The sequence below is a fragment of the Solirubrobacter ginsenosidimutans genome, from assembly GCF_027587205.1.
In genome coordinates this window covers 1-578 of the sequence record NZ_JAPDOD010000145.1, presented here as the reverse complement: position 1 = coordinate 578, position 578 = coordinate 1, and the positions used below count along the sequence as shown (strand labels likewise).

Here is a 578-nt window from a genome sequence, read left to right as displayed (position 1 = left end):
ATGGACATCGTCCTTCGGGGGAGACCTCGGAGGCTCGGATTGCCAAGGCCTTGGCGCATCCGCTGCGCGCTCGCATCTTGCAGCGTCTCGGCGAGCGTGTCGCGAGCCCGGGTGATCTCGCCGTGGAGCTGGGTGCTCCGCTGGGCGTTGTCTCCTATCACGTACGGATGTTGCGCGACTATGACTGTGTCGAGCTTGTCCGGACGGAGCCGCGCCGTGGCGCGTTGCAGCACTTTTATAAGGCGACGGCTCGCCCGAATCTCGACGAGGGCCAGTGGCGCACGTTGCCCTCGGGCCTGCGGCGGGAGCTGACGGGGGAGACGATCACCGAGCTGGTGGGCGATCTCGCCGTGGCGGCGGATGCCGGCAAGCTGGAGGATCCGGAGGTCGTGCTCACGCGCACGCCGCTGGAGCTGGACGAGAAGGGCTGGAAGAAGCTCAACAAGCTGCTGGCCAAGACGCTCGATCAGGCGTTGGCGATCGCTTCGGAGAGCTCGGCCCGTCGCAACGAGGGCGCCACGGGCGAGGTCTTTCCGACCGAGCTCGGCCTGTTGCACTTCAAGCGCGCCGAGAACTAA

At 66.8% G+C, this 578-nt stretch carries 1 protein-coding gene; it reads left to right on the top strand.

Annotation, left to right across the window (positions count from 1 at the left end; all coding sequences use genetic code 11):
* Positions 1-578: ArsR/SmtB family transcription factor (locus tag OM076_RS44560; protein WP_270046771.1), on the top strand; the 578-nt coding region annotated here is incomplete at its 5' end.